At 68.2% G+C, this 26,097-nt stretch carries 24 protein-coding genes; 18 read left to right on the top strand and 6 right to left on the bottom strand.

Translation table 11 applies throughout. The features are described 5' to 3' along the window. Window positions 1–699: 699 nt before the first annotated feature. The 7 genes from ACX9GQ_RS20595 (at window position 700) to gabT (ending at window position 8,584) form a co-directional block, all read left to right on the top strand. Entirely contained in the window at window positions 700–1,452 is a 753-nt protein-coding gene (locus ACX9GQ_RS20595; protein WP_459631467.1) for a hypothetical protein, read from the top strand. Window positions 1,453–1,846: 394 nt separating this feature from the next. Then, window positions 1,847–2,626, top strand: a complete 780-nt coding sequence (locus ACX9GQ_RS20590) for a hypothetical protein (RefSeq protein WP_459631466.1) — start codon at window positions 1,847–1,849, stop codon at window positions 2,624–2,626. A gap of 185 nt (window positions 2,627–2,811) precedes the next feature. Next, the gene (locus tag ACX9GQ_RS20585) at window positions 2,812–4,398 is read left to right on the top strand and encodes an OpgD/OpgG family glucan biosynthesis protein (protein WP_459631465.1); all 1,587 of its coding nucleotides are present in this window, start codon (window positions 2,812–2,814) and stop codon (window positions 4,396–4,398) included. Window positions 4,399–4,483: 85 nt separating this feature from the next. Next, window positions 4,484–4,936 carry a MaoC family dehydratase gene (locus ACX9GQ_RS20580; protein WP_459631473.1) on the top strand — a complete coding sequence of 151 codons (453 nt, stop codon included), beginning with the start codon at window positions 4,484–4,486 and terminating at the stop codon, window positions 4,934–4,936. A 139-nt stretch (window positions 4,937–5,075) separates the two neighbouring features. After that, window positions 5,076–6,239: an acyl-CoA dehydrogenase family protein gene (locus tag ACX9GQ_RS20575; protein WP_459631464.1), complete on the top strand. Its 1,164-nt coding sequence runs from the start codon at window positions 5,076–5,078 to the stop codon at window positions 6,237–6,239. A 94-nt stretch (window positions 6,240–6,333) separates the two neighbouring features. Then, window positions 6,334–7,215 (top strand): LysR substrate-binding domain-containing protein, encoded by an 882-nt coding sequence (locus ACX9GQ_RS20570; RefSeq protein WP_459631463.1) that lies wholly within the window; start codon window positions 6,334–6,336, stop codon window positions 7,213–7,215. Between the two features lie 91 nt (window positions 7,216–7,306). Beyond that, entirely contained in the window at window positions 7,307–8,584 is a 1,278-nt protein-coding gene (gabT, locus tag ACX9GQ_RS20565) for a 4-aminobutyrate--2-oxoglutarate transaminase (protein ID WP_459631462.1), read from the top strand. 2 nt (window positions 8,585–8,586) lie between these two features. Here gabT and ACX9GQ_RS20560 read toward each other — a convergent pair whose 3' ends face one another. Next, window positions 8,587–9,375, bottom strand: a complete 789-nt coding sequence (locus ACX9GQ_RS20560; RefSeq protein ID WP_459631461.1) for a FadR/GntR family transcriptional regulator — start codon at window positions 9,373–9,375, stop codon at window positions 8,587–8,589. A 335-nt stretch (window positions 9,376–9,710) separates the two neighbouring features. On the opposite strand from ACX9GQ_RS20560, the gene ACX9GQ_RS20555 reads away from it, so the two are divergent. The 7 genes from ACX9GQ_RS20555 to ACX9GQ_RS20525 all read left to right on the top strand — a co-directional run bounded on the left by ACX9GQ_RS20555 (window position 9,711) and on the right by ACX9GQ_RS20525 (window position 17,696). Beyond that, window positions 9,711–10,907, top strand: coding sequence for a mandelate racemase/muconate lactonizing enzyme family protein (locus tag ACX9GQ_RS20555; RefSeq protein ID WP_459631460.1), 1,197 nt, complete (start codon window positions 9,711–9,713; stop codon window positions 10,905–10,907). A 178-nt stretch (window positions 10,908–11,085) separates the two neighbouring features. After that, entirely contained in the window at window positions 11,086–12,534 is a 1,449-nt protein-coding gene (locus ACX9GQ_RS20550; RefSeq protein WP_459631472.1) for an ABC transporter substrate-binding protein, read from the top strand. Window positions 12,535–12,755: 221 nt separating this feature from the next. Next, window positions 12,756–13,649 (top strand): carbohydrate ABC transporter permease, encoded by an 894-nt coding sequence (locus ACX9GQ_RS20545; RefSeq protein WP_459631471.1) that lies wholly within the window; start codon window positions 12,756–12,758, stop codon window positions 13,647–13,649. Then, entirely contained in the window at window positions 13,646–14,545 is a 900-nt protein-coding gene (locus ACX9GQ_RS20540; protein ID WP_459631459.1) for a carbohydrate ABC transporter permease, read from the top strand. Before ACX9GQ_RS20545 ends, ACX9GQ_RS20540 begins: the two co-directional genes overlap by 4 nt. A 46-nt stretch (window positions 14,546–14,591) precedes the next feature. After that, the gene (locus tag ACX9GQ_RS20535) at window positions 14,592–15,689 is read left to right on the top strand and encodes an ABC transporter ATP-binding protein (RefSeq protein WP_459631458.1); all 1,098 of its coding nucleotides are present in this window, start codon (window positions 14,592–14,594) and stop codon (window positions 15,687–15,689) included. Window positions 15,690–15,721: 32 nt separating this feature from the next. Further along, a complete protein-coding gene (locus ACX9GQ_RS20530) occupies window positions 15,722–16,462 on the top strand; it encodes a ribonuclease activity regulator RraA (RefSeq protein ID WP_459631457.1) in 741 nt (246 codons plus the stop codon). Between the two features lie 34 nt (window positions 16,463–16,496). Further along, window positions 16,497–17,696: a mandelate racemase/muconate lactonizing enzyme family protein gene (locus ACX9GQ_RS20525; RefSeq protein WP_459631456.1), complete on the top strand. Its 1,200-nt coding sequence runs from the start codon at window positions 16,497–16,499 to the stop codon at window positions 17,694–17,696. A 78-nt stretch (window positions 17,697–17,774) separates the two neighbouring features. Here ACX9GQ_RS20525 and ACX9GQ_RS20520 read toward each other — a convergent pair whose 3' ends face one another. The 5 genes from ACX9GQ_RS20520 to ACX9GQ_RS20500 all read right to left on the bottom strand — a co-directional run bounded on the left by ACX9GQ_RS20520 (window position 17,775) and on the right by ACX9GQ_RS20500 (window position 22,356). Beyond that, window positions 17,775–18,875 (bottom strand): 5-methyltetrahydropteroyltriglutamate--homocysteine S-methyltransferase, encoded by a 1,101-nt coding sequence (locus ACX9GQ_RS20520; RefSeq protein WP_459631455.1) that lies wholly within the window; start codon window positions 18,873–18,875, stop codon window positions 17,775–17,777. Between the two features lie 110 nt (window positions 18,876–18,985). After that, entirely contained in the window at window positions 18,986–19,708 is a 723-nt protein-coding gene (locus ACX9GQ_RS20515) for an ABC transporter ATP-binding protein (protein WP_459631454.1), read from the bottom strand. After that, window positions 19,701–20,453, bottom strand: coding sequence for an ABC transporter ATP-binding protein (locus ACX9GQ_RS20510; protein ID WP_459631453.1), 753 nt, complete (start codon window positions 20,451–20,453; stop codon window positions 19,701–19,703). The genes ACX9GQ_RS20515 and ACX9GQ_RS20510 overlap by 8 nt, the downstream gene beginning before the upstream one ends. A gap of 1 nt (window position 20,454) precedes the next feature. Beyond that, window positions 20,455–21,489, bottom strand: a complete 1,035-nt coding sequence (locus tag ACX9GQ_RS20505; protein WP_459631452.1) for a branched-chain amino acid ABC transporter permease — start codon at window positions 21,487–21,489, stop codon at window positions 20,455–20,457. A gap of 12 nt (window positions 21,490–21,501) precedes the next feature. After that, entirely contained in the window at window positions 21,502–22,356 is an 855-nt protein-coding gene (locus ACX9GQ_RS20500) for a branched-chain amino acid ABC transporter permease (RefSeq protein WP_459631451.1), read from the bottom strand. Between the two features lie 466 nt (window positions 22,357–22,822). Here ACX9GQ_RS20500 and ACX9GQ_RS20495 point away from each other — a divergent pair, with 466 nt between their 5' ends. From ACX9GQ_RS20495 to ACX9GQ_RS20480, 4 genes are read left to right on the top strand one after another with little or no spacing between them, the layout of a single operon-like run. Then, window positions 22,823–23,542: a PIG-L deacetylase family protein gene (locus ACX9GQ_RS20495; RefSeq protein ID WP_459631450.1), complete on the top strand. Its 720-nt coding sequence runs from the start codon at window positions 22,823–22,825 to the stop codon at window positions 23,540–23,542. Beyond that, complete coding sequence (locus ACX9GQ_RS20490; RefSeq protein ID WP_459631449.1) at window positions 23,539–24,231, top strand: 4-carboxy-4-hydroxy-2-oxoadipate aldolase/oxaloacetate decarboxylase; 693 nt, start codon at window positions 23,539–23,541, stop codon at window positions 24,229–24,231. The genes ACX9GQ_RS20495 and ACX9GQ_RS20490 overlap by 4 nt, the downstream gene beginning before the upstream one ends. A gap of 31 nt (window positions 24,232–24,262) precedes the next feature. After that, complete coding sequence (locus ACX9GQ_RS20485) at window positions 24,263–25,126, top strand: NAD(P)-dependent oxidoreductase (protein ID WP_459631448.1); 864 nt, start codon at window positions 24,263–24,265, stop codon at window positions 25,124–25,126. Further along, on the top strand, window positions 25,116–26,072 hold the full coding sequence (locus ACX9GQ_RS20480) for a catechol 2,3-dioxygenase (RefSeq protein ID WP_459631447.1): 957 nt from the start codon (window positions 25,116–25,118) through the stop codon (window positions 26,070–26,072). Before ACX9GQ_RS20485 ends, ACX9GQ_RS20480 begins: the two co-directional genes overlap by 11 nt. Window positions 26,073–26,097 lie beyond the last annotated feature (25 nt).

The raw sequence follows: 26,097 nt of genomic DNA, 5'->3' as shown, positions 1-26,097 counted from the left end.
CCGCGAACGCCGGCGCGGCCATCACGGCAGCCACCGTCGCGAGCAGGAAAACACGCTTCATCGTCAATCTCCGGAGTCGCGCCCGCCATGCGGGCGCAGTCATGGTTCAAGTTGGACGGTCCGGGTCGAAAGGAACGCGGATTCTTCTCATCCCTGCCGCCGCCTCATGCGTACCGCCCCGGCGCGCGCTGCCGGGTCGATCGGGATCTCGTCCGAGCCATTCCAATCCGGGCAGGGCCATCGCTTGGACGACACCCCTGCACGCTCAAAATTATCGCAACTGCGCAGGTTACGTTTGCGTTTTGCGGACAGGGACCCGCTCCAAGAGCGGGCCGGCGGCGAGCCTGCCGGCAGTCACAACGACCCGGACGGGCCTTGTTCATCCCCTCTCGGACGGTCGGCGCGCGCACGGCGGCGCGACCACCACACGGCAATCGCCGCGATGGTCCCCCAGATCATCGGCTCCCTCCCATTGCAGAGTTGTCTACTCTGCAACCCGTTGATGATGATATGGAAACATTCATCAACCAGCAATTTGTTTTTTCCCCGTGACGCCTGCGCACCGAGGCAAAGCGCCGCGTGGAAGTGGCCGGGTCTCTCAGGATTGCGGGGTCTGCGCGTCCCCTAAACGCAAACTGAGCCTATGCCGCTCCTCTACGCTGCGGAAGTCAGGTCCTGAGCAGAGGAACAACGCACGCCATGACCGCCCACCTTCGTCGAACGGCGATCCGCGCGATCGCCATTGCCGGCGCTCTCGCACTCTCGCACGGCATCTCCAGTGCGCAGGATTCCCGTCAGCAGCACGTCCCGCTCGCCAAGTCGATCGGCGTGCCCCACGCGGACAGGCCTGTCCCGTCCCTGGCCGTGATCAACGCCGCCGGGGCCAAGCTCGACGCCGGCAAGCTGGTGCTGACCGGCGTCTCCGGCAACACCATCGTCTTCGCGGACCGCCCGGTGCGCGCGGCCGGCCACGAGACCATCAAGCAGTTCCTGATGCAGTGGGACGAAGGCAAGGACAGCTTTGCCAAGGATCCCCCCAACGCGACTGTCTCCGTGCTGGGCGCCAACCCCGGCGAGGTTTCGGATGTCGTCGTCGTGCTGAAGGCGCCGAAGCTCGACGGTTCGACCCTCACCTTCGACGTCTCGGTGCTCGAGGGGACGCTCACGGCCGGCGGCCCGGTGGCGGTCTTCATCGACGCGTGGGCCGTCCGCGGCCCCTATGGCGGCGGCGTCGCCCATTTCGGCGGCTACGGTGGTGCGTGGCGGGGTGGCGCCTACTGGCACGCGCCCGTCTACCACGGGGCGTGGTACGCCCACCCGGCCTACGGGTACGGAGCGGCCGCAGCCGGGCTTGCCGCCGGGGCCGTGGTCGGGGCGACAGCCGCAGCGGCGGCCCGCCCGTACTATCCGCCGCCTCCCTGCGGCTACTACCCCTATCCCCCCTGCTACTGACCCATTGCGGAGGCAGGATCAGACGTCCCGCCTCCGCCGCCCTTGCCTGACGGGCCGTCACGCACGCCTCGTCGACGGCCCAGACTGCCTCCACCGTCTTCCGTCGTCTTCATCAGCCCGGCAGCGGCTCGGTCACCTCCGCGCCGTTCTTCGCGCGCCGGAGGGACGTCGCGATTCGTCCGACGTATGACCGGAGCACCACATTCGTTGACCGCTATACGAAACTCGGTCCTGTTCAGCTCAAGCTATCATCTGCCGCTCGCGACGTTGGAGGGGCGTGATGGCGAAGTTGATGGTCCTTTGCGCGATTGTGCTTGCGACCCTGGGGTCAGCGGCGGCCAGCGCGGCGACTCCGCAGAAGAGCACGAGGAAGCCCGCTGCCAAGCCCGCCGCCGTGGCGCCGACATCGCCGGCACCCGAGGTGAAGGACCTTGCGGCCGGGGCTGCCACGTCTGTCGAAAAGTTGCGCGAGGCGGCGCAGAACCCCGTCGCCAACCTCATCAGCCTGCCGTTCCAGAACGACACCAACTTCAACTCCGGGCCCTACAGCCGGCCGCAGAACGTGCTGAACATCCAGCCGGTCGTGCCGTTCAAGATCACGCCGGACTGGAACCTGATCACGCGCTGGGTGACCCCGGTCATCTGGCAGCCGCGTGTCTCGCCGACGCTCGACGGCGCCACGGGGCTCGGCAACATCCAGCCGAGCTTCTTCCTGTCCCCGGCCGAGCCGGGCAAGATCATCTGGGGCGTCGGACCGGTGCTGTGGCTGCCCACCGCGACGGACAAGGTGCTGGGCGTCAACAAGTGGGGCGGCGGCCCCAGCGCCGTCGCGCTGCGGATCGACGGTCCCTGGGTCTACGGCGTTCTCGTGAACAACATCTGGGCAGGGACGCAGAACCAGCGCGTCAACCAGATGCTGGTGCAGCCGTTTCTGAACTTCAACCTGCCTGACGGCTGGTACCTGACCAGCTCGCCGGTGGTGACGTCCAACTGGCTTGCAACATCGGGCGACCAGTGGACCGTGCCGGTCGGCGGCGGCTTCGGCCGGCTCTTCAAGGTCGACAAGCTGCCGATCAACGCGCAGGTGCAGGCGTTCTACAACGTCGTGCGTCCCAACGACGCCGCGACGTGGACCCTGCGCTTCCAGTTGCAGGCGCTGTTTCCGACGTTCTGACCCCGGCGACGCGTGCCAGCCGGGCGGCTGAACGACACGCGGACGCCTCCGGACGAAGCGATCAACCGGCGAGCGAACGGCGGGCCGATCCATCCACAGCCGTGGCTTGTACGTTAACCGGACCAGAGCTTTGCCGGTATAACCTGTCGGCAGGTATAGGAAGCGATTCGCGCGGTCGGGGGACCATGAAGCTCACGAGGCGATCCGCCGTCGCCGGCTCGCTGCTCGCACTGATGCCGCGGGCCGGGCTGGCCGACATCAACAACTTGTTCGCGGCCCGCTGGTTTGGCCATGCGGTGGTCGAGGATCGCGCCAGCCGCCTCGCGCTGCGCCCCCACGAGCCTCCGGGCCGTCGCGTTCCTCCCTCGATCAATGCGCTGGATTGGGACGCCTGGCGGGAGATTCGATTCCGCAGCGGCGCGTCGCTGTTCCACGATGATGGCGGTCGATTCCGGCTGCAGGCGTTTCACCTGGGCCATCTCTTCAAGCGGCCGGTCCGGCTCAACATCGTCGATCGCGACATGGCTTCGCCGATCCCCTATTCGGCGACGGATTTCGACTATGGCCAGCATGTCTTCGATCCGCCGCTGCCGCCGGACCTCGGCTATGCCGGCTGGCGGGTGAACTACCCGCTCAACAAGCCCGGCGTGTTCGACGAACTGATCTCGTTCCTCGGTGCGAGCTATTTCCGCCTGCTCGGGCGCGGCCAGGTCTACGGCCTGTCGGCGCGGGGCCTGTCGATCGGCAGCGGCCGGCTCGACAACAACGAGGAGTTCCCGTTCTTCCGGGAGTTCTGGTTCCGGATCCCCGAGCGCGCAGCCGACCCGGCGCAGGATCGGCTGGACTTCTACGCCCTGCTCGACAGTCCCTCGCTCACGGGCGCCTACACCTTCACCCTGCGTCCAGGTGCGGTGACGCGCCTCGACGTCCGCGTGGCCCTGTTCGCGCGCCAGAAGGTCGAGGACGTCGGCATCGCGCCGCTGACTTCCATGTTCTTCATCGGCGAGAACGACCGGCACTACAACGACCGCAACCGCTACGACGACTACCGGCCCGAGATGCACGACTCGGATGGTCTGCAGATGCGTCTCGATGACGGGCGGTGGGTCTGGCGGCCCCTGCGCAACCCCCAGATCCAGGAGGTCAGTCCGTTCCACACGACGAACATCCGCGGCTTCGGGCTGATGCAGCGGGATCGCAGCTTCACCAGCTACCAGGACATCGACCTCGCCTACCAGTCGCGGCCGAGCTACTGGATCGAGCCGCGCGGGGACTGGGGCAAGGGCCGCCTCGAACTCATCGAGCTCGCTACGCGGGACGAGACGGCCGACAACATCGTGGCGGCATGGTTGCCGGACGAGCCGCTCGAGCCGGGCCGGCCCCGGGTGTTCGAGTACACCATCTCGGCCGGGCTCGACTTCGCGGCGATGGTGCCGCTCGGTCAGGTGGCGCACACGTTCAACGCGCCTGTGGGCGCGCTCGGCGCGTGGCGGGAGCAGAAGCACCACGGCTCCCGGCGCTTCCTCATCGACTTTTCCGGGGGCACCCTCTCCAGCCTGCTTCCCACGCCGGATGCCGTGAGCCTCCAGGCCGTCGTGCGCGGCGGCAAGACCATCCGGTCGTTCGTCATCCCGAACCCGCAGTCCGGTGGCTTCCGGGCCGTGCTGGACGTGAAGGGCATTCCCAACGACACGATCTACATGGAAGTCGACCTGCGTTCCGGCGGCAAGCCACTGACCGAAACGTGGAGCTACCGCTGGAAGGTCGAGTGAGCCCTCAGGGCGCAGGAGCGGTTGAAACATACCGTCCGTACCCCTTACGAAGAGGGCCACCAGCACCGCGTCGGGGGGCTCGATGATCACAGGCCGCTATTTCGACCAGTGGGCCGTGGGCGACAGGATCGAGCATCCGATCCGGCGCACGGTGACCGAGACCGACAACCTTCTGCTGAGCGCGCTGACGCACAACCCGCAGCCGCTGCATCTCGACGCCGAATATGCCGCGCAGACGGAGTTCGGGCGCATCGTCGTCAACGGCACCTTCACCTTCGCCCTGATGGTCGGCATCTCGGTGGCGGAGACGACGCTGGGCACGCTGATCGCGAACCTCGGCTATGACAAGCTGGTCATGCCGAAGCCCGTCTTCATCGGCGACACGCTGCGCATCGAGACGGACATCGTCGCTCTCCGGCCGTCGAACTCGCGGCCGGACGCGGGGATCGTGACGTTCCGCCACCGGGCGCTGAACCAGCGCGACGAGGTGGTGTGCGAGTGCCTGCGCATGGCGCTGATCCGCCGGAGCGCCGCCTGAGGCCGGCCGCCTCGACTGCCCGCCGCGCATAACGGCCAACCCCTGCACCCTGTTCACGGAGCCGCCGCCGCAGGGCAGAGTGTCGCCCGCGCGCGGCCCTCACGCCGATGACGCGAGAAACACCGGAGGAAAGCCGACGATGGACCCTGCGACGACGCCGTCCCACCCCGAGATCCGCGAGGCGGTGGCGAAGCTGTGCGCCCGCTTTCCCGGCGAGTACTGGCGCGATCTCGACCGGCGCATGGCCTATCCGACGGCGTTCGTGCAGGCGCTGACCGAGGCGGGGTACCTGTCGATCCTCATTCCCGAGGAGTACGGCGGCTCGGGCCTGCCGCTCTCGGCGGCGGCGGCGGTGCTGGAGGAAATCCAGCGGGCCGGCTGCAACGGCGGCGCCTGCCACGCGCAGATGTACACGATGGGGACCGTGCTGCGGCACGGGTCCGAGGAGCAGAAGCAGCGCTACCTGCCGCTGATCGCGGAGGGCAAGCTGCGCCTGCAGGCCTTCGGCGTGACCGAGCCGACGAGCGGCACGGACACGGCGTCGCTGCGCACCACCGCGCGTCGGGACGGCGACCACTACTTCGTCAACGGCCAGAAGATCTGGACGAGCCGCGCCGAGCACTCCGACCTGATGCTGCTCCTCGCCCGCACGACACCGCTCGCCGAGGGGATGAAGCGCACGGACGGACTCTCCGTTCTGCTCGTCGACATGCGCGAGGCGCTGGGCAAAGGGCTCACGATCCGGCCCATCCGGACGATGATGAACCACTCCACCACCGAGATCTTCTTCGACAACCTCAGGGTGCCGGCCGAGAACCTGATCGGCGATGAAGGCAAGGGCTTCCGCTACATCCTCTCGGGCATGAACGCCGAGCGGATCCTCATTGCCGCCGAGTGCGTGGGCGACGCCAAGTGGTTCATCGCCAAGGCAACGGGCTATGCGCGGGACCGCCACGTGTTCGGGCGGCCCATCGGCCAGAACCAGGGCATCCAGTTCCCGATCGCGAAGGCCTACGCGAACATGCGGGCGGCCGAGCTGATGGTGCAGGAGGCGCTGCGGCTCTACGAAGCGGGGCACAATCCGGGCCCCGAGGCGAACATGGCGAAGATGCTCGCCGCCGATGCCTCCTTCGAGGCCGCGAACGCCTGCATCCAGACGCATGGCGGGTTCGGCTTCGCGGAGGAGTTCGACGTCGAGCGCAAGTTCCGCGAGACCCGCCTCTACCAGGTGGCGCCGATCTCCACGAACCTCATCCTCTCCTATCTCGCCGAGCACGTGCTCGGGCTGCCGCGGTCCTATTGACGACAGGTTGGCCCGCCGGAGCGATCAAGGTGCTTGATCCCCCGCGGCGGGCCGTCACACTTGCGGCAACGGCCCCGCGAGTTCCTGACGCCGCATGACCCGCCTGCCATCCCTGAGTGCGCTGCGTGCGTTCGAGGCCGTCGGCCGCACGGGCAGCCTGCGGGCGGCGGGGGAGGAACTCGGCATCAGTCCGACGGTCGTCTCGCGGCACCTGCACAACCTGCAGGCCGATCTCGGCGTCGACCTCGTCAGCCCGCAGGGCAGGGGTGTCGTCCTCACCGAAGACGGCCTGCGCTTCCACGCGACCTTGTCGCAGGGTTTCGACCTCCTGCGGCGGGCAGTCGAGGAGGCGCGGCCCCGCGCTCGCGACAGCCTCGTCATCTGGTGCATCCCGGGCCTCGCCAACCGCCGCCTGCTGCCCCGCCTGCCCGACCTGCAGCGGCGGCTGCGCACGCTCGAGGTCGTGCTGCAACCGACGCTCTCCCGGCCCGATTTCGACCGGGGCGAGGCCGACGCGGAGATCGTGTATCTCCCCGCGTTCGAGCCGGTTGCCAACCGTCGTGCCGAGCGTCTGGCAGAGCCGGCCGTGCATGCCGTGGCGAGCCCGTCCTTCGTTGCCCGCTACAGGATCGCGCGGGCCGAAGACCTGCTCGGCCTGCCCCTCGTCCACGAGGAGTCGACGCGGCAGTGGGAGGACTGGCTGCGCGCGCAGGGTGTCGCGCCGGTGCCGCCGCTGAAGGGACCGAGGCTGTGGCATGCGCACCTCGCCATCGAGGCGGCCCGCCTGGGGCAGGGCGTCGCGCTCGCCAACGGGCTGCTCGTCGAGGAGGACCTTGCCGCGGGGCGGCTCGTGGATGCGCTGCCGCCCTCGTCGCCCATGGGCGCCTACTACCTCGTCGGGCCCGCCGGCCACTGGCGCGACCGCGCCATGGTCACGCTGCGGTCATGGCTGAAGGACGTGCTGGGTCCGTCATGACTGCTGCACTGGATGCATCAGTCGGGCGCACAAGCTGATTGTTGCGGCGCCGGGCAAGGAGCAGTCTCCGCCATCATCTGGAGACGTTCCCATGTCCACCAATGCCGAGCTCCATGCCCGCCGCCAGGCCGCCGTCGTCCGCGGCATCGGCCACGTCACGCCGCTCTCCGCCTCCCGCGCCCGCAACGCCGAGTTGTGGGACGTCGAGGGCCGCCGCTACATCGACTTCGCCGGCGGCATCGCCGTGCTCAACACCGGGCATTGCCACCCCAAGGTGATCGCGGCCGTGAAGGAGCAGATGGAGCGCTTCACCCACACCTGCTTCCAGGTGGTGATGTACGAGCCCTACATCGAACTCGCGGAGCGGCTCAACGCGCTCGCGCCGGTCGGCGGCTCCGCCAAGACGGCGTTCTTCACCACCGGCGCCGAAGCAACCGAGAACGCGGTGAAGATCGCGCGGGCCGCCACGGGGCGCTCGGGCGTCATCGCCTTCACCGGCGCGTTCCACGGACGCACCGTCATGGCCTCGGCGCTCACCGGCAAGGTCGTGCCCTACAAGAAGGGTCTCGGGCCGGCGATGCCGGAAGTCTGGCACGTGCCGTTCCCGACCGACCAGAACGGAATCTCCGTCGATGATGCTCTGAAGTACCTCGACTTCATCTTCAAGGCCGATGCGGATCCGTCGCGCATCGCCGCGATCATCATCGAGCCCGTCCAGGGCGAAGGCGGTTTCCATCCTGCCCCGGAGGCCCTCATGAGGGCGCTGCGCCGCGTGTGCGACGAGCACGGCATCGTGCTCATCGCCGACGAGGTGCAGACCGGCTTCGGGCGCACGGGCACCATGTTCGCGATGGAGCACTACGACGTCGCCCCCGACCTGATCTGCGTGGCCAAGAGCCTCGCCGGCGGCTTCCCGCTTTCCGGCGTGATCGGCAAGGCCGCCATCATGGACGCGGCGGAGCCGGGCGGCCTCGGCGGCACCTACGCCGGCAATCCGCTCGCCTGCGCCGCAGCGCTGGCGGTGCTCGACGTGTTCGAGGAGGAGCGCCTGCTCGAGCGTGCGAACGCGATCGGCGCCCGGCTGAAGGGATGGCTCGAGACGGCGAAGGCGCGCAACGACCTCGTCGCCATCGCGGATGTCCGTGGCCCCGGCGCGATGATCGCCTTCGACATCGTGCGCGACCGCGCCGGACGCGAGCCTGACGCGGCGCGGACGAAGGAGGTCGTGCGCAAGGCCTACGAGAATGGGCTGATCCTGCTCTCCTGCGGCACCAATGCCAACACGATCCGCATCCTCGTGCCGCTGACGGCCGAGGACAGCGTCATCGACGAGGGCCTGGACGTGCTTGAGCTGGCTCTCGCCGCCTGACCTCAGCCCCGCTGGGCGACGGCGGCGGGCGAGGCCCTGCGGCCGCCGCTCCGGACCCGGTCCGGCTCGACGCCCAGCTGGCGCGCCATGTGCTCGGTGGTGTCACGCATGACGAGCATCATGTCGTTTGCCACCCTCGTGGCGCGGGCCGGATCGCGGGCGACGATCGCGTCGGCAAGCAGGATGTGCTTGTCGTCAGGGCGGTACCGCGCCTCGCCCCACACCAGCGGTTCCGCCGCGCGGTACTGGGCGCGCAGCAGCACCTCGTAGGACGACGACAGCCCCCGAAACAACACGTTGTGGGTGGCCTGCAGGATGCCGATGTGGAAGGCGATGTCGTGCTCGAAGGCGGAAGCGGGGTCGACTGCGCGCGTGCTCGCCATGAGGGCCTCGGCGTGGCGCATGATGGCCGCAGCCTCCCGCGGATTTGCCCTAGCTGCCGCGAGACCGGCCGCGGCGGGTTCGATGGCGCTGCGCAACTCGATCATCGAAAGGATCAGCCCCGGGACATTGACCGGGGCTGCCGCGTACCAGCCGAGGACGTCGGGATCGAGGAAGTTCCACTCGTCGGACGTGCAGACCTGCGACCCGAACCGTCGGGCCGTCCGCACGAGGCCCTTGCCCGAGAGCACCTTCACCGCCTCGCGGAGCGTGCTGCGGCCGACGCCGTAGGACGCGGCGAGTTCCTCCTCCTTGGGAAGGATGGCTCCCTGCTCGATCGTGCCGGAGACGATGTCCGAGCCGATCCGGTCGACGATGTCCTTCACCGCGCCGCGCGAGAGCTGGGTCATGGTCGTCGGCCTCCGCGCTGCCGAGCCGCCTGTCGATCGTCAAGCTTCCGGGTCGCCCGGCCGGGCGTGAGGTGCGCTACTCAGCAGGCCGTTGACACCCCCATACATCAGACTTAATCCTGTTGGGGTAACGCATCAAGCAGGCTCTCACGACGTCCGGCGCTACGCCGGTCACCCGCAGGCCTCGTTCGATCCTTCGGCGCGTCCGCCCCCGTTGGCGGCCGGCCGGACCATCCCTCGGGACCCCCGGGCGGCTCGCGACCATGCCGCCGCATCGCCGCTGACGCCTGCGAGGCAGGGCCGGAAAGGCCCGCCTGTCGGGGAGAGACGCGGGGATGAAGATCGTCGACGTGAAGTGCGCCGTCATCGGGAAGAATCCGATCGTGCGCATCGTGACGGACGAGGGGATCAGCGGATACGGCGAGGTCGAGCAGTACAAGCCCTACCTGAAGCCGTTCATCCTGCAGTTCCGTGACGCGCTGATCGGCGAGGACCCAACCCTCGTCGAGAAGTGCATGCTGAAGATCCGCCAGCGCGGCGCGTTCAAGCCCTACGGCAGCGCGATCAGCGTGATCGAGATGGCGCTGTGGGACATCGCCGGCAAGGCGGCCGGGCTCCCGGTCCACAAGCTCCTCGGCGGCAAGGTGCGCGACAAGGTGCGCGTCTACAACGGCGCGCTGCGCGTGCCGATGACCAGCTTCCGCCCCGAGGACTACGCCGCCGAGATGAAGCGGATGATGGCGCTTCCCGAGGGGTTCACCATCGTCAAGCAGGGCATCTCGTTCCACAGCCCGATGAAGCGGGAGTTTCCCGACTACTTCTACGGCGAGGTGTCGCCCAGCCCGTTCCATGGCGCGCTCGACCGCGGGCTCATGACCGAGCGCGGCTATGCCTACACGCTCGACTGCGTGGCGGCGATGAAGGAGGCGCTGGGCGACAAGGTCGGCCTCGCGCTCGACTGCGGCCCCGGCTGGGTGCTGCAGGATGCGATCCGCTTCGCCCGGGCGGTCGAGAAGCACCACCTGATGTGGCTCGAGGACATGCTGACGGGCGACTACGTCCCCTACGTCAACGCGGACGTGTACCGCGACCTGACCGCGTCGACATCGACGCCCATCCACACGGGCGAGCAGATCTACCTGCGGCAGAACTTCAAGGACCTCATCGAGAAGCAGGCGGTCCGCGTGGTCGGTCCCGACCCGTGCGACGTCGGCGGCCTCGCCGAGATCAAGTGGATCGCGGAATACGCCGATCTGCACGGCGTGATGATGGCGCCGCACGGCACCGGCAACGGCCTCCTCGGCCTCGCGGCGCTGGTGCAGGTGAGCGCGACCATGCCGTCCAACTTCATCGCGTTCGAACTGCCGGCCGGCGACCCGGCCTGGTGGTACGACATCGTCGACGGCCTCCCCAACCCGATCGTCAAGGATGGCATGATCGAGGTGTGGGACACCCCGGGCATGGGCGTCGAGATCAATGCCGAGCGCGCCCGCCGCTACCTGGCCGAGGAGGACAGGGGCTTCTTCGACTGACGGGGGCGGCCATTGGCCGCTCGCCAGCCTGCCACTTCAGTGTGATCATCACGATTGATCGGCCCGAAGGGCCCCATGACCGGCACAAGCCGGCGAAGATCGACACGAAACGGAGGAAGACATGACGAAGTCCAAGGACAAGGGGCCGTTCGCCAGCCCCGTCGATCGCCGCACCTTCATGGCCATGACCGCCGGCGCGGCCGCCGCCGCCGGCTTCGCGGGACGCGCGCATGCGCAGGCCAGCAAGACCGGCGTCGACCCGACGAAGTGGACGCCGGAGTACATCAAGAGCATCGCCGGCACCGAGAACCCCGATACCGCGGCCGAGTGCTACCGCGTGGTTCCGAAGGACTACAAGGGCCGCCTGACCTACTGGTACTTCGGCCCGACGCAGGCCTCGCCGCAGATCGAGCACGACCTGGACGCCCAGTTCTGGAAGGCGTTCAAGGAGATGTACCCGAACATCCAGGTCACCGCGCTCAACCTCAACTACAACGAGATGATCGACAAGCTGCGCACGGCGGCGATCGGCAAGGCCGCGCCGATGGTCGTGCGCCTGCCGATCCTCGCGGGCGTCGAGTTCGCCGCGAAGAACCAGCTGATGGAGTTCGGGCCGGAGTCGGTCGGCTACGGCCGCGACGAGTTCTGGCCGGGCGCTCTCAAGTCGGTCACGTGGAAGGGCAAGACCTACGGCGTGCCCACCAACAACGAAACGATGGCGCTCATCTGGAATGCCGGGATCTTCAAGGATGCCGGACTCGATCCCGAGTCGCCGCCGAAGACCTGGGACGACCTCGTCGCCTATTCGAAGCAGATCAAGGAGAAGACCGGAAAGAACGGCTACGGCATGGTGGCCCGCGTCAATGCCGGCAACACGCCGTTCCGCTTCATGCCGCAGCTGTGGGCCTACGGCGGCGGCGCGCTCGACGAGGCGGAGGCCAACCCGACCTACAAGTCGGTCTTCGTCAACAACGAGGGCTCGAAGCGCGCCCTGCAGGCGTCCTACGACATGTACGTGCGTGACAAGTCCGTGCCGACCTCGGCGCTGACCAACACGCAGAACGAGAACCAGGACCCCTTCATCGCCGGCAACCTGGCGATGATGATCGCGCATCCGAGCGAGTACGCCGTGATGCTCGACCGGGCCAAGAAGGCGACCGGCGAGGACAAGAAGACCGCCGACGCTGTCGTCGCGAACATGCGCTACGGCCTGATCCCGATGGGACCGGCCCGCCGCGCCGTGGTGTTCGGCGGCTCCAACGCCCACGTCTTCCGCCCCGACCTCGTCGACGGCGGACTCGACGTCAACGCCGCCAAGGCGATCATCGCCTTCGCGACGGGGCCGGAGTGGTCGACCAAGATGGCCTGGGTCAGCTCCAACCCCGGCAACGTCCGCGGCTTCCGGACGAAGTGGATGAAGGAGCGCATCGAGACGATCAAGTTCCTCGACGTCACCACGTCGATGCTGCCGAACGGCATTCCGTTCCCGGTGGTGCCGCAGGCGACCGAGATCATGAACATCATCGTCCCGAACATGCTGCAGAACGCGCTCACCCAGAAGATGACGGTGGCGCAGGCGGCCGACGACGCCGCCAAGAAGATCAAGGACCTGCTCAGCGAGCTCTGAGCCCGTCGTTGCGGGCCCGGCCGCGTGGCCGGGCCCGTCCCCCTCTCCCGTTCGCCCCGACGAACGCCCCGGCCCACGGCCCGCCCCGGCCCGCGGCGGGCGCAGTCGCATCGCCCGGAGGCCGCGGCGTGACCCTCGCCGGTACCAACAGCACGCATTCCGCCTCCGCGCAGGGGGTGACGGCGCCACCCTCCGCCGTCCGCGCCAAGCGCCCGGGCCTGATGCGGCGCATCTGGAAGCATCGGCACGACTACATGTACGTGCTGCCGTCCATCGGCGTGATGCTGCTCGTCATCGCCTACCCGGTCTACTACACGGTCTACCTCTCGTTCTTCTCGACGCCCCCGAACCTCGCGCTCGAGGAGAAGATCTTCGTCGGCCTGAAGAACTACGGCACCGTTCTCACCGCCGAGAGCGTGCACGAGGCGACGTGGAACACCTGGGTCTGGACGATCTGGTCAACGGGACTTGCCTTCGTCATCGGCTTCGCGGCCGCGCTCGCGCTCAACCGCGTCTTCCTCGGCCGCGGCCTGCTCCGGGGCACGCTGCTCGTGCCGTATGTCATCAGCGCGGTCGCCGCCGCCTACATCTGGCGCTGGATCTACCACTCCGACTTCGGCGTCATCGGCGCGCTGTCGGTGCAGGCGGGTCTCACCGAGCGGCCGATCAATTTCCTCGACGACCGCACCAACGTCATGGCCTCCCTCATCGTGGTCAACGTGTGGAAGGAATTCCCCTTCGCCATGATCATGATGCTGGCCGGCCTGCAGACGGTCCCCGAGCAACTGCTGCGCGCCGCGCAGGTGGACGGGGCCAACGCCGTGCAACGCTTCTGGCACGTCACGCTGCCGCACGTGAAGAGCGTGGCGGTGGTGACGGTGCTGCTGCTGCTGGTGACGAACCTGAACAGCTTCACGCTGCCGTGGATCATGACGGGCGGCGGTCCCGCCGGCGCGTCGGAGATCTGGATCACGCACATCTACCAGATCGCCTTCGGCCGCATCCGCTTCGGGCTCGCCTCAGCCTACTCGGTGATCCTGTTCATCGTGATGATGGCGCTCGGCTACTTCTACGTGAAGGCGCTCACGCGCGGCGACGAGAGGAACCCCGCATGAGCGCTCACGCCGACGCCGGCCACGGCCATAGCCTCGACCCCGTCGTGCGCCGCAAGCGCCGCGACCCCTGGGTCGTGGCGGGAAACGTTTTCCTCGTCGTGCTGACGCTGTTCTCGCTGCTGCCGATGACGTGGATGTTCATCACGTCCATCAAGACCCAGTTCGCGGCGGTCCAGTACCCGCCCGAGTGGTGGCCGCGCCACCCGACTCTGGGCGAGTACGCGCGCCTGCTGCTGCCGACCAGCGAGGTCGGGCGCGAGTTCCTGCGCTACATGGCCAACAGCCTGTGGGTGTCCTTCGCGTCCACCGTGCTCGGCGTGGTGGTGGCGGTGCCGGCGGCCTACGCCTTCTCGCGATTCCGGTTCCCGGGCCGCAACCTGCTCTTCTACTCGGTCCTGCTGCGCAACATGTTCCCGGCGGTCGTGTTCCTGATGCCGCTCTTCATCATGATGCGGTGGCTGGGGCTGGTGAACACGCAGTTCTCGCTGATCCTGACCTACCTCACCTTCGGCCTGCCGCTCTCGATCTGGCTGCTGAAGGGCTTCTACGACAACATCCCGCCGCAACTCGAGCAGGCCGCGCGCATCGACGGGGCGACGCGCTTCCAGGCGTTCCTGCTGATCGTCATGCCGCTGTCCTCGCCGGGCATCATCGCGACGGCGATCTACTCGTTCATCATGGCCTGGAACGAGTACGTCTACGCGCTCACCTTCCTCAACGACAAGTCGAAGCTGACGCTGCCGGTCGGCCTGCAGCGCTTCTTCGCGGAGTACGCCACCAACTGGCCGGGCCTGATGGCCGCCTCCTTCATCATGAGCGTGCCCGTCGTGGCGCTGTTCCTCGTGCTGCAGAAGTACTTCGTGAAGGCGCTCACGGAAGGCGCCGTGAAGTCGTGAGCACGCTCTCTCCCCCGCAACGACACGCCCCGAGGATGGACGACGCATGGCACAGGTGAGACTGCGGGACGTGGTGAAGACCTACGGCAGCTATACGGCCGTCAACAACGTCTCGCTGACGATCGAGGACGGTGAGTTCGTGGCCCTCGTGGGACCGTCGGGCTGCGGCAAGACGACGACGCTGAACCTCGTCGCCGGCCTCATCGAAATCACGGGTGGGGAGATCCACATCGGCGACCGCCAGGTCAATGACCTCGACCCGAAGGACCGGGACATCGCCATGGTGTTCCAGAACTACGCGCTCTATCCAAACAAGAGCGTCTACAAGAACCTCGCCTTCCCGCTGCAGATGCGGAAGACGCCGAAGGACGAGATCGACCGGAAGATCAAGGAGGCCGCCCGCGTCCTCGACATCACGCACCTGCTCGAGCGGCGGCCGCGCGAACTCTCGGGCGGCCAGCAGCAGCGCGTCGCGCTGGGCCGGGCGCTGGTGCGTGACCCCAAGGTCTTCCTGATGGACGAGCCGCTGTCGAACCTCGACGCCAAGCTGCGCGTGCAGATGCGCGCCGAACTCAAGCGCTTCCACCAGGACCTCAACGCCACCGTGATCTACGTCACGCATGACCAGCTCGAGGCCGTGACCATGGCCGACAAGATGGCGGTGATGAACGGCGGGTTCCTGCAGCAGTACGACCGGCCGGAGATCGTCTTCGAGAAGCCGGTGAACACCTTCGTGGCCGGCTTCGTCGGCAGCCCGGCGATGAACCTCGTCAAGGCGGAGATCGCCGCCGAGGGCGGGCAGGCTGCCATCGTCGGCAAGGACGGCTGGCGCGTGCCGCTGTCTCCCGCCAATGCCCGCAAGGCACTGGCGGCGCCGTCGCGGTCGGTCATCTTCGGCGCCCGCCACAGCACGATCCGGCTGGCGTCGGCGCCCGAGCCCGGAAGCATTCCCGGCGTCGTCTACACGGTGGAGCCGACCGGCGACATCACCTTCGTGCACGTCGTCATCGGCGACACGACGATCGTCGTCAGCGTCCCCCCGCACGTGAAACTCTCCCCCAACGAGACGGTCCACGCCGTGCTCGACCAGGACAAGCTGCATCTCTTTGACGGCGAGACCGGGCAGGCCCTCCCGCCCGCCTGATCCGCCATCCGCTTCGCCACGAGGACACGATCATGATCGAGACCAGGGACATCGCCCGCCCGCCGCAGGCGGTCGTCGACAAGCTGCGCGCCATCGGGACTGCGACCATCACCGGGACGCTCTACCGGATGGGCGTGCGCAACGCCCACATCACCGGGCCCGTCGCGTGGAACAAGGGCAAGGTGGCAGCCGGGCCCGCGCTGACGCTGAAGTTCATGCCCAAGCGCGAGGACCTCTACGGCGACGGCGAGTACAACGATCCCGAGAAGCAGCTGCACCGCCACGTGCTCTACCACGTGAAGCCTGGCGACATGGTCGTCGTCGACGCCCGGGGAGACATGCGCGCCGGCGTGTTCGGCGAGATGATGCTCACCTACTTCAAGGGCCGTGGCGGGTCTGGCCTCGTCATCGACGGCTGCATCCGCGACTGGCCGAACGCGAAGGACCTCGACCTGGCGTTGTGGATCCGCGGCGTGACGCCGAACTTCCACACGCAGGTCGAGCTGATGCCGTTCTCGGTCAACGAGGCGGTGGCGGTCGGCGGCGTCACCGTCATCCCCGGCGACATCATCGTCGCCGACGACGATGGCGCCGTGGTGGTCCCGGTGGCGCTGGCCGAGCGCTGCATCGACGAGGCCAACAGGCATCACGAGTGGGAGGACTTCTCCCGCGAGATGCTGTCGAAGGGCGGCGACCTGCGCCGCTACTACCCGCTGCACGATGATGCACGCGGGGAGTACGAGGCGTGGAAGAAGGCCAAGGGCCGGGCCTGAGGCCCGCCGACATCCGGCAGGAGGGACTCCCCCGATGAAGATCACGGCGGTCGAGACGATCCGGGTCAAGGAGTTCGCCAACCTGATCTGGGTGCGGCTGCACACGGACGAGGGGCTCGTCGGCCTCGGCGAGACCTTCTTCGAGCCGACGGCCGTCGAGGCCTACCTCCACGACCGGGTCGCGCCGAAGCTCATCGGCACCGACCCGATGCAGATCGAGGCGCGCAACCGCTCGCTCTCCAACTATCTCGGGTGGGGCGCGGCGGGCGTCGAGACGCGCGGCAACTCCGCCGTCGACCTCGCCCTGTGGGACATCTTCGGCAAGGCCATCGGCCAGCCGGTGTGCATTGCGCTGGGCGGCAAGTCGCGGGATTCGATCCGCGTCTACAACACCTGCGCGGGCTATCTCTACGTCCGCGACAACCGCGCGCAGACGAGCGAGAACTGGCACGTGGGCGCGACGGAGGGGCCCTACGAGGACCTCGAGGCCTTTCTCTACCGGGCCGACGAACTCGCCCACTCCCTGCTGGAGCAGGGCGTGACGGGCATGAAAATCTGGCCGTTCGACATCGCCGCCGAGCGCAGCGGCGGGCTCGACATCACGGCCGACGAGCTGCGCACGGCGCTGGAGCCCTTCCGCAAGATCCGCAAGGCGGTGGGCGACAAGATGGACATCATGGTCGAGTTCCACTCGCTGTGGAGCGTGCCCATGGCCAAGCGGCTGGCCGAGCGCCTCGCCGAGTTCGACACCTACTGGCACGAGGATCCCTTCCGCCTCGACAGCGTGCGCGACCTCGTCGACTACGCGAAGCATTCCAAGGCGTGGGTCTGCGCCTCCGAGACGCTCGCCTACACGCACGCCTTCCGCGAGTACCTGGAGACGGGCGCCGCCGGCGTGGTGATGCTCGACCTCAGCTGGTGCGGGGGCCTCTCGGAGGCCCGCAAGATCGCCGGCATGGCGGAGGCGTGGCATGTCCCGGTGGCGCCGCACGACTGCACCGGTCCGGTGGTCTATATGGCCTCGTGCCACTTCTCGCTGCATGCGCGCAACGCGCTCATCCAGGAGGCGGTGCGGGCCTTCTACACGGGCTGGTACACGGAGCTGGTGACGGCACTGCCCATCGTCAGCAACGGCCAGGTCACGGTGCCGCAGGCGCCGGGGCTGGGGCTCGAACTGCTACCGGAAGTGGCGAAGCGCCCGGACGCCGTCGTCCGCGTGACGAAGAGCGCCTGAGGACGGCGGACCAGAATGCAAACGCCGCGGCTTTCGGGCGCGGCGTTCGTGCTTGAGCCGGACACGAAGGAGCGGGCGTCAGCCCCACACTTCCTTCGCGACCTCGACGATCATCGAGAGCTTCGCCCACTGCTCTTCCTCGGCCAGGACGTTGCCCTCCTGCGTCGAGGCAAAGCCGCACTGCGGCGACAGGCAGAGCTGGTCGAGGTCGACGAACTTCGACGCCTCGTCGATGCGCCGCTTGATGGCGTCCTTGCTTTCGAGCGTCCCGGTCTTGGAGGTGACGAGGCCGAGGACGACGGTCTTGCCCTTGGGCAGGAAGCGCAGCGGCTCGAAGCCGCCGGCCCGGTCCGTGTCCCACTCCATGAAGTAGCCGTCGACCGGCATGGCGTTGAACAGCACGTCGGCGACGGGCTCGTAGCCGCCGGAGGCGATGAAGGTCGAGCGGAAGTTGCCGCGGCACAGGTGCATCGTGATGGTGAGGTCGGACGGCTTGTCCTTGAGCGCCTCGCGCACCATCCCGGCGTAGATCTGCGGCTGCTTCTCGGGATCGTCTCCGCGCTCGCGCAGCATCTGCCGCTGGTCGGGGTCGCACAGGTAGGCGAAGGAGATGTCGTCGAGCTGCAGGTAGCGGCAGCCGGCGCCGTAGAAGTCGTGGACGGCCTTGTTGTAGGCGGCGCCGACGTCGGCATAGAAGCCGTCCATGTCGGCGTAGATGCCGGGGTTCATCATCTTCCGGCCACCCCGGTAGTGCAGCATGCTCGGGCCGGGAATCGTCATCTTCGGCACCCGGCTGGTGTTCTCCTTTACGAAGCGGAAGTGGTCGATCATCGGGTGGCCGGAATAGCCGATCCTGCCCGTGATCCGCAGCGCCTTGGGCACGCCCACGCCGCCCTTGAAGTTCATGCCGCTGTCGCCCGACACCGAGGTCACGCCGTCGAGCTGCTCCAGGAAGTCGAAGTGCCAGTAGGCGCGGCGGAACTCGCCGTCGGTCACCGCCTGCAGCCCGATCTCCTCCTGCTTGCGGATGATCTTGCGGATCTCGTCGTCCTCCACGGCCCTGAGCTGTTCGGCCGTGATGGCGCCCTCCTCGCGCTTCTGGCGGGCCTCCTTCAGGGGCAGCGTGCGCAGCAGGCTGCCGACCATGTCGGCGCGGAAGGGGGGCTTGGTGCGGTTCATGGCTCACACTCCGATGCTCAGGGGCCGCCGATCCCGGCGCCGCTGCGTGTCCTAGTCCAAAGCGAAGCGCGGGGGAACGGGGGACAGGACATTCCCCGGTCTCCCCCGCTTCAGTGAGCGGCCTCCCTGCGGCCGGTCACGCCGAGGTGCTGTTCGAGCGGCCCCGGATCCTCGATCAGCGAACGGCTCGTCGCGGCGTGGACGATCATGCCGCGGTCGAGGATCACGGCGCGGTCTGTGACACCGAGGATCTTGTGGGCGTGCTGCTCGACGATCAGCGCGGACATCCCCTCGCCGCGGGTGATGCGGGTGAGGGCGGCCAACAGTTCCTCGATGATGATCGGGGCGAGGCCCTCGGTCGGCTCGTCGAGGAGCATCAGGCCCGGATTCAGCACGAGGGCGCGGCCGATGGCGAGCATCTGCTGCTCGCCACCCGACAGCTGGTTGCCAAGGTTGGTGCGGCGTTCCTTCAGGCGGGGGAAGAGCTCGAACACGCGCGTCACGCTCCACGGCCCGGGACGGGCGACGGCCGTGAGGTTTTCCTCCACCGTCAGCGACTTGAAGATGTTGCGTTCCTGCGGGACCCAGCCGATCCCGGCGCCGGCCCGCTGGTCCGGCCGCAGCCCCGTGATGTCGCGGTCGCGCAGGCGGATCGTGCCGCCATGGCGCTGGGTGACGCCGATGATGGTGTTGAGCAGCGTCGTCTTGCCCGTCCCGTTGCGGCCGAGCACCGCCATGGACTGGCCTTCCTGCAGGTCGAGGTCGACGTCGCGGATGACGACTGCCGGGCCGTAGCCGGCCGTGAGCTTGCGCAGGCTGAGCAGGTCAGGCATCGACGCTCGTCCCCAGGTAGACGGCGCGCACGCGCGGGTCATTGGCGATCTCGCTCACCGTCCCCTCCGTCAGGAGGGCGCCGTTGACGAGGACGGAGATGCGGTCGGCGAAGCTGAACACGAGGTCCATGTCGTGCTCGATCAGCAGGACCGAGACGTCGCGCGGCAGCGCGGCGACCGTGTCGAGCAGCTCCCGGCGCTCCGCCTCCGGCACGCCCGCCGCGGGTTCGTCGAGCAGCAGCACGCGCGGCTTGCAGGCGAACGCAACGGCGATCTCCAGCAGGCGCTGCTTGCCGTAAGCGAGGTTGGCGGTCTTCTCCTCCAGCACGTCGAGGAGACGGAAGCGCTCGGCGATCTCGACGATGTCACCCATGATGTCGCGCCGGGTGCCGATGACCCGCCACCAGTCGGCGCCGCCGCCGAGCCGCTCCGAGACGGCGAGGCCGAGCGTCTCCAGCGGCGTCAGCGCCGGGAAGAGCTGGTTGATCTGGAACGTCCGCGTCAGGCCGCGGCGGACGCGCAGGTCCGAGCGCAGGCGCGTGATGTCCTGCCCCTCGAGCATGATGGTTCCGGCCGACGGCGCCAGGACGCCCGTCAGCAGGTTGATGAAGGTGGTCTTGCCGGCGCCGTTGGGGCCGATGAGCGCGTGGCGTGCGCCCTTCTCCAGCCGGAAGGTGACGTTGTCGGTCGCCGTCAGGCCGCCAAAGCGCTTCACCAGGCCGTGGGTCTCGAGGGCCGCGGTCATGTCAGGCGTCCTTCAGCGGCTTTGAGGCGAGGACGGGCGGCTCGCCGCGCGACGTGAGCCGGCGCCAGGCGTCCAGCACCCTGGCGGTTACGCGCTCGCGTCCGGCGAGGACGAGGACGACGAGGATCAGCCCGATCCAGAACTGCCAGTACTGCGGGGTGATGTTGGCGAGGAAGTCCTGCAGCACCTTGAAGACCACGGCGCCGATGAGGCCGCCGTAGAGATAGCCGACGCCGCCGATGACGAGCACCAGCATCACGTCCGCCGAGCGGTGGAAGGCCAGCACGTCGAGCGAGACGAACTGCGTGGTCTGAGCGAGCAGGGCGCCGGCGACGCCGGCATAGGCGGCGGACAGCGTGTAGACGGCGACGAGCCTGCGGCCGACCGGGATTCCCAGCGCGCGGGCCCGTAGCGGGTTCGCCTTGATGGCCCTCAGCGACAGCCCGAAGGGCGAGGCGACGATGCGGCGCGCGATGACGAAGAGGACGAAGGTGACGACGAGGCTGTAGGCGTAGGCGGTGGTGCCGAAGATGTCGAACTCGAAGCGGCCGAGGATCGGCTGCATCATCACGCCCTGCAGGCCGTCGGCGCCGCCCGTGAGCCACGACATCTGGTTCGCCACCTCCCCGAGCACGAGCGCCACGCCGAGCGTCACCATCAGCTTCGTCAGGTCGGTGCCGCGCATGACGAGGAAACTGGTGGCAAAGCCCAGGATGGCGGCCGCGACCGCCCCCGCGAGGAGCCCGAGCAGCGGGTCGCCGAAGCCGTACTTGGCCAGAATGCCGGCGACGTAGGCGCCGAGGCCGAAGAAGGCGGCATGGCCGAGCGAGACGATGCCGGCGTAGCCCAGGATCAGGTCCAGCGACACGGCGAACAGGCCGATGATCGCGATCTCGTTGAGGATCAGGTGCCGGCCCGGCATAAGGAACAACGTCGCCGCGGCCACCAGCCAGAAGAGGATCTCGGGGATCGTCCAGCGTCCCTGGCGCGTCAGCGCCCGGCCCACCGTGTCGACGAGGCTCGCGGGATTCGGCATGGCGGGCTCCGGTCAGCGGGCGCGGGCGAAGAGGCCCTGCGGTCGCAGCACGAGGACCACGATCATCAGGGTGTAGATGACGAAGGCGCCGAGGCTCGGCACGTAGTACTTGCCGGCGACGTCGGCGATGCCGAGCAGCAGCGAGGCCACGAAGGGCCCGGTGATGCTCGTCGTCCCGCCGACGGTCACCACGATCAGGAAGTAGATCATGAACTTCAGCGGGAAGGTCGGGTCGAGCCCGAGGATCTCCGCGCCGAGCGCGCCGCCGAGCCCGGCGAGCCCGGACCCCACCGCGAAGGTGATGCCGAAGATCAGGTTCACGTTGATGCCGAGCCCGCCGGCGACGCGCGGGTCGTCGACAGCCGCCCGCAGCCTGCTGCCGAAGCGTGTCCGGGACAGGACCAGCTGCAGCGCGATGACGAGCACGCCACACACGGCGATGATGAAGCTGCGGTAGAGCCCGACCTTGACGCCGAGGATCTCCACGCGGCCGCGCAGCCATGACGGCAGGTTGATGAGCTGCTGCGTCGAGCCCATCGTGTAGTCGACGGCGGCGACGGCCATGAAGACGAGACCGATGGTGAAGAGCACTTGGTCGAGGTGGTCGCGCTTGTAGAGTCGCACGTAGAGCGTGCGCTCCAGCAGCACGCCGATCAGCGCCGGGACGAGGAACGCGAAGGGCAGGGTGGCGAGGAACGGCACGCCGAAGCGGTTCATCATGATGGCGGTGACGTAGCCGCCCGCCATGGCGAACGCGCCGTGGGCCAGGTTGACGAAGTTCATCAGCCCCAGCGTCACCGCGAGTCCGCAGGCGAGGACGAACAGCAGCATGCCGTAGGCGATGCCGTCGAACAGAATGGTCAGCATCGTCCCTCCCTGCCTTGCCCGACCGCCCTCAGATGGGGCTCGGTCGCCCGCGATCCACTGCGGCGCTCTCCGTTCGTCTGCGCGTGCGTTATGCGCACATAAGTTTCTTATGCGCACTACCTAGGAGGGCGGCTGCGGCGGCGTCAAGCCGATGCGGCGCATGCCCTTCTGTGGCGACGCCACCGTTGCTTGCTGGAACGGGACTGGTGAAGCAACTGCTTTCTTTGGGCGTTTTGCTGAATCGAATGCATGCGTCGCATGAATTCGGGGCGATTGGGCACCTGAACCCGCACTGGTGAATCGGGTTCAGGAAAACCGGCAAACAAAGCATTTGCTGCATCGGTGCGCAGCCCCGCATGAATGACGCGGTCCGGTTGCTGCCCCTTGGGCACGACCGGCCACGGGTCTGTGCGGTCCCGGGCGCGCTCGCGACGGGGATCGCCTTTAGAGCATCAGAGGATTTGCCATGACCGGAAAGACCGGCCTCGTCGTCACCGCCCATCCCGGCGATTTCGTCTGGCGGGCCGGCGGGGCGATCGCGCTCCACGCCCGCAAGGGCTACCGCATGAAGATCGTCTGCCTGTCCTATGGCGAGCGCGGTGAGAGCCAGTGGGCGTGGAAGAAGGGAGACCTCTCCCTCGCGCAGGTGAAGGCCCAGCGTCGCGACGAGGCCGAGCGCGCAGCTGCGCTGCTCGGTGCGGAGATCGAGTTCTTCGACGCCGGCGACTACCCGCTGCGCACGACGCCGGAGATGCTCGACCGCCTCGTCGACGTCTATCGCGAGGTGAAGCCGTCCTTCGTGCTCACGCACTCGCTCGAGGATCCCTACAACGTCGACCATCCGGAGGCGACGCGGTTCGCGCAGGAAGCGCGGATCATCGCGCAGGCGGCGGGCCACAAGCCGAGCCCCGACCTCGCCTACAGCGCCCCGCCGGTGTTCCTGTTCGAACCGCACCAGCCCGAGCAGTGCAACTACAAGCCGAACGTCATCCTCAACATCGACGACGTGTGGGAGACGAAGCGGCAGGCCTTCGAGATCCTCGCGGCGCAGAAGCACCTCTGGGAGTACTACACCCGCGTCGCCCTCAACCGGGGCATGCAGGGCGGCCGGAACTCCGGGCGCGCGATGACCTACGGCGAGGCCTACCAGCGCATCTTCCCGCAGATCCTGGAGGAGCTGGCATGAAGCCCGTCGTCGTCACCAACACCCCGCGGGTCGAGGCCGGCCTCGTCAGCCGTCTCGCCGAACTCGGCGTCGCCACGGCGCACGAGGCGATGGGCCGGTCCGGTCTGATGAAGCCGTACATGCGGCCGATCTGGCCGGGCCCGCAGGTCGCAGGCAGCGCCGTCACCGTGCTGGCCCAGCCCGGCGACAACTGGATGATCCACGTCGCCATCGAGCAGTGCCGGCCCGGCGACATCCTCGTCGTCGGCGTCACGGCCGACAACACCGACGGGATGTTCGGCGACCTGCTCGCCACCTCGCTCATGGCGCGCGGCGGCATCGGCCTCGTCATCGACGCGGGTGTCCGCGACGTGAAGACGCTGACGGAGATGCGCTTCCCCGTGTGGTCCCGCGCCGTCTCGGCGAAGGGAACGGTCAAGGCGACGCTGGGCGCCGTCAACGTGCCGGTCGTCTGCGCCGGCGCGCTGGTGAAGCCGGGCGACGTGGTCGTGGCGGACGATGACGGCGTCCTCGTCGTGCCGCGCCGCGAGGTCGAGGCGACGGTGGCGGCGGGCGAGGCCCGCGTCGCCAACGAAGGTTCGAAGCGCGAGCAGCTCGCCTCCGGCGTGCTCGGACTCGACCTCTACAAGATGCGCGAGCCGCTGGCGAAGGCCGGGCTCACCTACGTGGAATGGCGCGACGACGACTGAGCGTCGCGCCGGCCGGTCGGGGGACGGGCACATGGCACTGAAGCTGGCATTCATTGGTTATGGCGAGGTCGGCCAGCTTTTCGCGCGGCAGCTCGCGGCGAAGGGGCAGGACGTCGCCGTCCATGACATCCTCTTCCATGATCCGTCGCGTGCTCCGTCCCTGCTGGCGACGGCGGCGGCCGACCGCGTGCATGCGACGAAGGATCTCGCGGACGCCTGCCGCGGCCGTGATGTTGTGATCTCGGCGGTGACGGCGGACCGCGCGGTCGAGGTCGCGGCCGCCGCCGCGCCGGTGCTCGCCCCGGGGCAGATCTACGTCGACCTCAACTCCGTCTCGCCGACGAGCAAGGGCGAGGTGGCGGCGCAGCTCGCGCCCAGCGGCGCGGACTTCGTCGAGTTCGCCGTCATGGCGCCGGTCGCGGGCACCGGAATCGCCACCGGCATCCTCGCGGGCGGATCGCGTGCGGCGGAACTGGCGGACCGGCTCAATCCGCTCGGCTTCGTCATCGAGGCGGTGAGCGATCGCATCGGCGTCGCGTCGGCCACCAAGCTGTGCCGCAGCATCGTCATCAAGGGCATGGAGGCCCTGATGGTCGACCTGATGCTCGCCACGGAAAAGACCGGGGTCCTCCCGGGCGTCCTCGCCAGCCTGTCGAAGTCCTATCCGGGCATGGACTGGGCGAAGGTGCTGGAGGTCATGCCGACGCGCGTGGAGCGCCACGGCGTCCGCCGCGCCGCGGAGATGCGCGAGGTCGCGCGCATGCTGGAGGAGAACGGCCTCAGCGGCGCACTCGCCCATGCCATCGCCGAGCGCCACGAGACCTACGCGCAGTCGAAGAGAAAAGAGAAGGAGGCCGCCTCGGCGGCCCCGGGGAGGCACGTCCATGCAGGCTGAACCCATCCTCGACATCGCCCATCTCGGGCATCTCGAACTCCTCACGCCGAAGCCGGAGGAGAGCCTCCGGTTCTTCGTCGACGTCATGGGCATGACGGAGACGGAGCGGGCCGGCGATAGCGTCTACCTGCGCGCGTGGGACGACTATGAGCACCATTCGCTGAAGCTCACCGCGGCCGCGAAGCCGGGCATGGGTCACATGGCCTTCCGGGCGCGCAGCCCGCAGGCGCTCGAGCGGCGCGTCGCCGCGCTGAAGGGCTCCGGCTTCGACGTCGGCTGGACCGACGGCGACGTCGGCCACGGACCGGCCTTCGTGTGCAAGGACCCCGACGGCCACGTCATCGAGCTCTACTACGAGACGCAGTGGTACAAGGCGCCGCCGGAGCTGAAGCCCGCGCTGAAGAACCAGGCACAGCGGTTCCCGGCCCGCGGCGTCAATGTTCGTCGCCTCGACCACCTGAACTGCCTCGCAGCCGACATCAAGGCGAACCGGATCTTCTTCGAGACCTACCTCGGCTGCCGGCTCACCGAGCAGATCGTCCTCAATGACGGCACCGAGGCCGGCATGTGGATGACCTTCACCAACAAGAGCTACGACTTCGCCTACACGCGCGACGCTACCGGATCGAGGGGCCGATTCCACCACCTCACCTACGCGCTCGACAGCCGCGAGGAGATCCTGCGCGCCGCCGACATCTTCCTGGAGAACGGCGTCTTCATCGAGAGCGGGCCGCACAAGCACGCCGTGCAGCAGACCTTCTTCCTCTACGTGTACGAGCCCGGCGGGAACCGGGTCGAGATCGCCAATGCCGGCGCTCGCCTCATCCTTGCGCCCGACTGGAAGACCATTGTCTGGACCGAGGAGGAGCGGAAAAAGGGACAGGCGTGGGGGATGAAGACGGTGGAGTCCTTCCATACCTATGGGACTCCGCCCGTCCAGACCTAGCTTTTCCCTCGTACCCCCTTCCGGA

It is taken from the genome of Alsobacter sp. R-9 (assembly GCF_054612375.1).
The sequence above is the reverse complement of the archived record's forward strand: the minus strand, read 5'-3'. Positions and strand labels throughout refer to the sequence as shown.

Bases quoted from the DNA above. Each gene is read 5' to 3' on its own strand.
- ACX9GQ_RS20535 (WP_459631458.1), top strand. From the start codon at position 14,592: ATGGCACAGGTGAGACTGCGGGACGTGGTGAAGACCTACGGCAGCTAT.
- ACX9GQ_RS20505 (WP_459631452.1), bottom strand. From the start codon at position 21,489: ATGCCGAATCCCGCGAGCCTCGTCGACACGGTGGGCCGGGCGCTGACG.
- ACX9GQ_RS20585 (WP_459631465.1), top strand. From the start codon at position 2,812: ATGAAGCTCACGAGGCGATCCGCCGTCGCCGGCTCGCTGCTCGCACTG.
- ACX9GQ_RS20485 (WP_459631448.1), top strand. From the start codon at position 24,263: ATGGCACTGAAGCTGGCATTCATTGGTTATGGCGAGGTCGGCCAGCTT.
- ACX9GQ_RS20515 (WP_459631454.1), bottom strand. From the start codon at position 19,708: ATGCCTGACCTGCTCAGCCTGCGCAAGCTCACGGCCGGCTACGGCCCG.
- ACX9GQ_RS20560 (WP_459631461.1), bottom strand. From the start codon at position 9,375: ATGACCCAGCTCTCGCGCGGCGCGGTGAAGGACATCGTCGACCGGATC.
- ACX9GQ_RS20570 (WP_459631463.1), top strand. From the start codon at position 6,334: ATGACCCGCCTGCCATCCCTGAGTGCGCTGCGTGCGTTCGAGGCCGTC.
- ACX9GQ_RS20575 (WP_459631464.1), top strand. From the start codon at position 5,076: ATGGACCCTGCGACGACGCCGTCCCACCCCGAGATCCGCGAGGCGGTG.
- ACX9GQ_RS20525 (WP_459631456.1), top strand. From the start codon at position 16,497: ATGAAGATCACGGCGGTCGAGACGATCCGGGTCAAGGAGTTCGCCAAC.
- ACX9GQ_RS20550 (WP_459631472.1), top strand. From the start codon at position 11,086: ATGGCCATGACCGCCGGCGCGGCCGCCGCCGCCGGCTTCGCGGGACGC.
- ACX9GQ_RS20555 (WP_459631460.1), top strand. From the start codon at position 9,711: ATGAAGATCGTCGACGTGAAGTGCGCCGTCATCGGGAAGAATCCGATC.
- ACX9GQ_RS20520 (WP_459631455.1), bottom strand. From the start codon at position 18,875: ATGAACCGCACCAAGCCCCCCTTCCGCGCCGACATGGTCGGCAGCCTG.
- ACX9GQ_RS20540 (WP_459631459.1), top strand. From the start codon at position 13,646: ATGAGCGCTCACGCCGACGCCGGCCACGGCCATAGCCTCGACCCCGTC.
- ACX9GQ_RS20490 (WP_459631449.1), top strand. From the start codon at position 23,539: ATGAAGCCCGTCGTCGTCACCAACACCCCGCGGGTCGAGGCCGGCCTC.
- ACX9GQ_RS20510 (WP_459631453.1), bottom strand. From the start codon at position 20,453: ATGACCGCGGCCCTCGAGACCCACGGCCTGGTGAAGCGCTTTGGCGGC.
- ACX9GQ_RS20530 (WP_459631457.1), top strand. From the start codon at position 15,722: ATGATCGAGACCAGGGACATCGCCCGCCCGCCGCAGGCGGTCGTCGAC.
- ACX9GQ_RS20495 (WP_459631450.1), top strand. From the start codon at position 22,823: ATGACCGGAAAGACCGGCCTCGTCGTCACCGCCCATCCCGGCGATTTC.
- ACX9GQ_RS20500 (WP_459631451.1), bottom strand. From the start codon at position 22,356: ATGCTGACCATTCTGTTCGACGGCATCGCCTACGGCATGCTGCTGTTC.
- ACX9GQ_RS20545 (WP_459631471.1), top strand. From the start codon at position 12,756: ATGCGGCGCATCTGGAAGCATCGGCACGACTACATGTACGTGCTGCCG.
- ACX9GQ_RS20480 (WP_459631447.1), top strand. From the start codon at position 25,116: ATGCAGGCTGAACCCATCCTCGACATCGCCCATCTCGGGCATCTCGAA.
- gabT (WP_459631462.1), top strand. From the start codon at position 7,307: ATGTCCACCAATGCCGAGCTCCATGCCCGCCGCCAGGCCGCCGTCGTC.
- ACX9GQ_RS20595 (WP_459631467.1), top strand. From the start codon at position 700: ATGACCGCCCACCTTCGTCGAACGGCGATCCGCGCGATCGCCATTGCC.